Origin of the sequence: Hanstruepera ponticola (assembly GCF_012931685.1) — a bacterium.
Taxonomy (GTDB): domain Bacteria; phylum Bacteroidota; class Bacteroidia; order Flavobacteriales; family Flavobacteriaceae; genus Hanstruepera; species Hanstruepera ponticola.
Window position 1 is genome coordinate 128,306 of sequence record NZ_JABANC010000006.1, and the last position, 6,618, is coordinate 134,923.

Sequence of the window (6,618 nt, forward strand, 5' to 3'; positions counted from 1 at the left end):
AATTTTGACCGAGTATAGAAAATGCTGTTACACGGCAATAGAACGAAGTTCGGCTATTTTTTTGTGAAAGTCAAATCACCCTTCTGCATTAAAGAAGACTTTGTAATAATGCATTTTTTTTACGTCGTCGTAACCACGTTCTAGATACTCGCTTGATGCATCTGGCGCATCGATATCTAGTTTGATTTGAATATTGGTGTCAAGCTTTATCTCGGTTTTAATTTTTTTCTTTTCCTTGTTAACCACTAAATCGGAAACGTCAAATTGGTTACGGATTACCAAATCTTTTTCGCTTTCAAAGGTTTTTTTATAATCGTCAAATAAGGTTTTGTGTTTATCTTCTTCAAATATGTCATCTTTGAATTCGTCAACTTTTATGATTTCATGCTCCTTGAAAAAGTCGATAGTTTTAGCTAAAAACGTGTTTTGTTCTTGATTGCCGTAGGATATTTTTAAAATATCTTCAGAAAAATCTTTACAGAGTTCCAGATATTGTTGGGTATGACTATTAGCATCGTCTGCATATTTTATATTCAAGAAATGATTAGTCCAATATTGTGCATCGTAATTATTGTTGTCTGCACTTAACACAATACGTCCTTCCGTGTCGCTTTGGTTTAAAATTAGGCACCCTTTATCTACTTTTTTACTGCTAATGCCTTTTTGAACAAGTACGTCATAACTGTTATTTTCTAAATAGGTTTGAAAGAAATTTACCTTGTTTTCAATTTTAAAAATACCCAAAGCATTAGTAGTTATCTCGTTGAATTCAATGCCTTCAAAAAGGACAACCAATACGTCACCAGTTTTTATTTGTGCTGAATTAGACTGCTCAAATAAATGCTTTACAATATGTTTTGAAGTTTCAATAAAATCATGGTCGTCATTAAAAATTTGCGAGCTGTACGTGTTTATTTCATTTAGTGAAATATCTGCATGATGGTTAAAGCGATAGCTTTGAACAACACTACCGAAGGGTCTTAATAAAAAAGGAAGCATGAGTTCATAACTCGCCTCATCAAAATGAACTTCCTTTTCTGAAAAAGCGTTTTTGGTATTGTTAAACTTATTGCCAACTTTATGAATAATACATTTAGATATGGAAGCTTGGGTACGTTTTATCATTTTGATAGATTGAGATAGACTCTTTTTGAGTTGAAATTTAATTAATTTGATAGATAAGAATGGTGTCGCTTTCTCCTTTAGTTACAAATTCCAGGTTGTTGTCTTTGTCAATATTGGCCATGTCAATTTGTGAGGTTCCATAAACAGGAAAGTTAGACAATAGTTTGGCGTTACTATCAAATAAATAGACTTTTTGAGTTTGAATATCAGTAACTGTGACATAAATTTTATCATTTATGTAGAAAATTTCTGGTTCACTATAATTACCGTAATCCAGTTCGTAAGTCTTTTGCTTGATACGTAATTTATTTTCGAAAAGTGCTACTAACGTTTTACTCGTGGTAACAAGGTCATGCGAATTTGTAAGACTCAATTCTTTTGATGCTGTATTGCCTTTTGTGTCAATTGTAACCAATTTGCCATCTGTTGTTGAGGTTGCAAAATTGCCGTTATACAAATACATGGCTTCAGATGAATAGTTAAAATTATTTTTTGGTGTTACACGTGTTTTACCTGTTCTATCTAAAATATAAAGCTTGTTACTTGTTTTAAATAAAAGGTAATCTTTTCGACCAATTCTAATATGTTGTGGTTGGTGAATTATATTGTCAGAAGCTTGTTTAAAATTGAATCCTTTTACAGTTTTCCCTTTAGCATCAAGCATTAAAACCTCCTTGCCTTGTGTTACTAACAATCTATATTTTCTATTATTATCATAATCAAAAACAGAAAGGGGTTGCGTAATAGCATCACTAAACTTTAACGGAAATGGCGATACATCCTTCCCATTTCTATCTAAAACATAAATACGATTAGGTGTTGCAAATGCCAATTGCAACCTGCCATTTTTGTACATATCTATTTGCTCAATACGACCCAAAACAGCTCCCTGAAGCTGTTTTTTCCATAGAATTTTTCCGCTATTCGAAATTAAATAGAGATTATTGTTAATATCCTGAACAGCAATGTCCTTTTCATTAGTAATATGATTGGTTACTAATTGTGGTTTGTTCAATAAATCAGCTTCCAACTTTATAACGCTAGACTCTGAAATTGAATTTTCATAAATGCGTGTTTTACCTTTTTGAATTACAGCGTTAATGTGTGCAAAGTTTGAATCATAAATAAATTGAATACCTGAAGTTTGATAAGTATCCAATTTGTAATTTAAACTGTCTTTTAAATTACGATTTAACAAAGTTTCTAAAGTATTTGAATTGACTACACTTAATATTGAAGCCTCGTCGCTAAACTTTTCTTGCAACAAGTTGTAGTGATTTCTGGAATAGTAGGTTGTCTGGTTTTTATAACTTGCAATAATACTTTGAAGGAAGTCCATATTATCCGAAAACACGATAAAATTATCTACAATGCAATATTTATTTGCTTTGGTGTAATTAATAAAAGGTTTTAAAACCTGATTAAATAATTCAGGATTACTAAAACTTAAAACGTCAATACCTCGGTATGTGTCAATAATATCTTGATCGTTTAATAATGCATCTTTTGTCAGGTATATATCTAATGAATTAAGTACGATGGCTTGGTCGTTATTTTGGTAAATGACACCAGCCTCAATAATATTATCAAATAATAAATTGTAAGCCGTAATAGAATCTAATTTCTGTATGGTAGATAGATTATTGTGAAACGTATTGAAATCATTAAATGTAATACTTAAAAAACCATCACTGTTAGCTGGTGTGATTTGTGCCAATCGGTTTTCTTGAGGAATGGTATTTCTAAAGGCATCAATCAGTTTTTTTGTAGAATCTGATGAGCGTGTAACACCATTCAAGAGTATCTCATTTTGATTAATATCAATATCAAAAAACAGATAATCAGTTAGGTTTTTTGCTGTAATATCTGGGTTAATAAATAGTGATCGAACATCGCTATCTTTCTTTTTATTTATCAATACAGACAGTTGATTCTCATCATTAGATGAATTGATCAAAGATTCTAATTGTGGATGAATTTTAGGAGACTCAATTGTATTGTTCAAAAGGTCTTTGTTTGTAGCGCCAATAAAAACACTATCTTTTATAATGCTAAATAACACAGTGTTTTCAACCGAAGTTTTTGTAATTGTTTTAGATTGATATTTTAGGGTTTCTATACTGTGATTTGGTAAAGAATCTATATTGAATAAATTAGCTTTCAACTTGGTGATAATTGAAAATTGCAAACTATCTTGATTATCTTTAAATAATGAAATATAAATATCATCTTCTGTTTTAAAGTATTGTAATACATCAAGTTTTTGAGATAATTTTTGATAGGAAATTGAGGTTTCCAGTTGTTGCAAAAATGGATTGTTATTAATGTTGCCATTTAGGCTACCAACATTTTTAATTTTAATAATAGTGGAAGCTTCATCGTTGAGGTAGTCAATTATTTTCGTTTTTTTAGTAGAAGAATCACAGCCAAAAAAAAGCGTGATTATAATAGTGTAAAAACAAATTTTTTTCATCGATGAGGGAATTTGTACAAACCTACATAAATAATCTATTCCGTTAAAATGATTACCCGTTGAAATCATAAATCTAATTGCAATTGATTTGGTAGTAAACGAAATGATTTTCGGTGATATTTAGTTACGCCATATTTCTTTATAGCATCACGGTGTTCTTTAGTTGGATATCCTTTGTTTTGTTTCCAATTATACATGGGGAATTCCTCATGTATGTGTTCCATGTACGTATCTCTTGATGTTTTTGCTATTACAGATGCTGCAGCAATACTTAAAAATTTACCGTCTCCTTTTATAATAGTATCATAAGGTATTTCATTCAGAGGTTTAAATTTATTTCCATCTACAATGATAAATTCTGGAACGGGATTCAATTGTTCAATTGATTGATGCATGGCTAATATAGAAGCATTTAAGATATTTATTTTATCAATTTCTGTTGGGAATATATGACTAAAAGCAAAAGTTAAAGCTTCCTTTTCTATTATTGGTCTTAAGGTGTTTCGATTGATTTTAGTAAGCTTTTTTGAGTCGTTTAGTATAGTGTTTTTAAAAGTACTAGGTAATATTACAGCTGCAGCCGTAACGGGTCCAGCAAGACAGCCTCTTCCAGCTTCATCAGTACCACATTCATATTCAAAACCGGAATAATTTAATTTTAGCATTTAAATAATTCTTAATATAATGGCGTTATTGTAAATTGTATATACATTTGCAAGGTCGAAAAAAATTTTATGTCGAAAATAATTTTAGCATTTTTTTTATTTTGTAATTTGACTATTGGATTTGCTCAAGTAAGGCAAGGATATATTGATAAAGAGTCGGATAACCAAGATATAAGATTGAATGATTCTTTAAGTAGAGGCTCAACTGAAAGCACGAGCAATAAGAATATCAAGAATTTAGATGCTAAAATTGATATGTATTTAATCGTGTCTCATGAAAATGACACTACTATTGTAGACACGACTTTGACTATCCATAAAGAGTATAAATTTAATTATTTGCGTCGCGATAATTTCGAGTTGCTCCCTTTTTCAAATGTTGGACAAACTTACAACTCATTAAGCTACAATTATGTCAATAATAGTACCATGCCTTTATTTGGTGCCAGGGCAAGACATTTTAATTATATGGAAATTGAGGATATCGATTATTATCAGGTTCCTACACCATTAACGGAATTATATTATAAAACTGCATTTGAACAAGGCCAACAATTAGATGCGTTTTTCACAACTAATATTTCTAAACAGTTCAATTTTTCAATTGCATACAAAGGACTGCGTTCATTAGGTAAGTATCAGCACATATTGACTAGTACAGGTAATTTTAGGTTTACATCAAGTTATCAAACAAAAAATAGGCGTTATATAGCAAACGCACATATGGTGATGCAGGATTTACTGAATGAAGAAAATGGTGGTTTACAAGATGATAACATACCGTTCTTTGAATCTGGTAATCCCGAATTTAAAGATAGAGCTGTTTTAGCTGTGAATTTTGAAGACGCCGAAAACCTTTTAAAAGGAAAGCGTTTTCATTTAGACCATTTATATCATATTATTAAACCAAAAGATTCATTATGGAATAATAAGTTGTATTTAGAACATACAATGTCTTTTGAGGATAAGTATTATGAATACAATCAAACAAGGGAAAACGAATATTTTGGTGATGCTTTTCAAACCAGTAATTTGCGAGACCGTGTCACGCTAGAAAATTTTTACAACCAATTAGGGTTAAATTACAGTAACAGCACACTCGGTGATCTTCAATTTAATGTAGCGCATAACAATTATAATTATGGTTACAATAAAGTGGTGGTCATTAATAATCAATACATCACGAACAGATTAAAAGGAGATGTGCTTTCAATTGGAGGTAAATATCAAAAGAATATCAATAAATTTAGTTTGTTTGGAGAGGCAGGATTAAATGTTTCAGGTGATTTTGAAGGTAATTTTTTTACTGGAAAAGCATCGTATAGTCTAAATGAAAATAATAATGTGGAGGCTTACATCAATCATAACTCTACTGCTCCTAACTATAACTATTTACTTTATCAAAGTGTCTATAAGAACTATAACTGGCAAAACAATTTTAATAATATTGAGACACAGCAATTGGGATTTGGTTTAAATTCTAAATGGTTTGGTAATGTTGTATTGAACTATACTACTATTAATGACTACACTTATTTTAAGAAAGATGGTGCTGATGATTTGGTCAAACCGTTTCAAACAGATCAAACTATAAGTTACTTAAAGCTTAAATGGGAAAAGGGATTTGACTTTTTAAGAAAGTTTACCTTATATAATACGGTGATGTATCAAAACGTGCAAGATGATGGTATGATATTTAATTTGCCGGAGGTCACAACTAGAAATACACTTTATTATTCTAATCATTTCTTTAAAAGAGCGCTATTCTTACAAACAGGTGTAACGTTTAGTTATTTTACAAAATATTATATGAATGCTTATGATCCGCTAATGGCGGAATTCTATGTCCAAAATAATCAGGAATATGGTGGCTTTCCAAGATTTGATTTTTTTGTAAATGCCAAAATCCAACAAATCCGTATATTTCTAAAAGCAGAACATTTTAATTCTGCTTGGACAGGTTACGACTATTACGCTGCACCAAACTATCCTTATAGAGATTTTGTAGTACGCTTTGGTGTTGTCTGGAACTTCTTTTTATAGATTCTCAAAATAATTAAGCAGTTTTATTGACTCTAATCCGCTGTAAATAAGCTATTAAAAAATACTTTATAAAAAAGGCAAAAAAAAGTTTGTTTAGAAGATAGAAAGGGTTGTATATTTGCGCCCTCGTTAGCGTCACATTAGTGAAGTAATCGAAAAAGTTCAGGGATTATTATTGGTTTTTTGTGAGAGGTTAAAAAATAATTTTAATTTTTTTTCAAAAACGTTTGTGGGTAAAAAAAAGAGTATTTATATTTGCACCCGCTTAAGAGATAAACGCCTTAAGAACCGAGAGAAAAAGTTCATAGACAT

4 protein-coding genes are annotated in these 6,618 nt (G+C 30.5%); 1 reads left to right on the top strand and 3 read right to left on the bottom strand.

The genetic code is table 11. The features are described 5' to 3' along the window. Positions 1-75 precede the first annotated feature (75 nt). The 3 genes from HGK31_RS13250 to HGK31_RS13260 all read right to left on the bottom strand — a co-directional run bounded on the left by HGK31_RS13250 (position 76) and on the right by HGK31_RS13260 (position 4,263). Positions 76-1,125 carry a nucleoid-associated protein gene (locus tag HGK31_RS13250; RefSeq protein ID WP_191860651.1) on the bottom strand — a complete coding sequence of 350 codons (1,050 nt, stop codon included), beginning with the start codon at positions 1,123-1,125 and terminating at the stop codon, positions 76-78. A 37-nt stretch (positions 1,126-1,162) separates the two neighbouring features. Beyond that, the gene (locus HGK31_RS13255) at positions 1,163-3,598 is read right to left on the bottom strand and encodes a ribonuclease HII (RefSeq protein ID WP_191860653.1); all 2,436 of its coding nucleotides are present in this window, start codon (positions 3,596-3,598) and stop codon (positions 1,163-1,165) included. Between the two features lie 65 nt (positions 3,599-3,663). Beyond that, the gene (locus tag HGK31_RS13260; RefSeq protein WP_191860655.1) at positions 3,664-4,263 is read right to left on the bottom strand and encodes a ribonuclease HII; all 600 of its coding nucleotides are present in this window, start codon (positions 4,261-4,263) and stop codon (positions 3,664-3,666) included. A gap of 69 nt (positions 4,264-4,332) precedes the next feature. On the opposite strand from HGK31_RS13260, the gene HGK31_RS13265 reads away from it, so the two are divergent. After that, positions 4,333-6,306 carry a putative porin gene (locus HGK31_RS13265; RefSeq protein WP_191860657.1) on the top strand — a complete coding sequence of 658 codons (1,974 nt, stop codon included), beginning with the start codon at positions 4,333-4,335 and terminating at the stop codon, positions 6,304-6,306. Positions 6,307-6,618: the final 312 nt, after the last annotated feature.

Coding starts and splice junctions, on each gene's coding strand:
- HGK31_RS13255 (WP_191860653.1), bottom strand. CDS start 3,598: ATGAAAAAAATTTGTTTTTACACTATTATAATCACGCTTTTTTTTGGC.
- HGK31_RS13250 (WP_191860651.1), bottom strand. CDS start 1,125: ATGATAAAACGTACCCAAGCTTCCATATCTAAATGTATTATTCATAAA.
- HGK31_RS13260 (WP_191860655.1), bottom strand. CDS start 4,263: ATGCTAAAATTAAATTATTCCGGTTTTGAATATGAATGTGGTACTGAT.
- HGK31_RS13265 (WP_191860657.1), top strand. CDS start 4,333: ATGTCGAAAATAATTTTAGCATTTTTTTTATTTTGTAATTTGACTATT.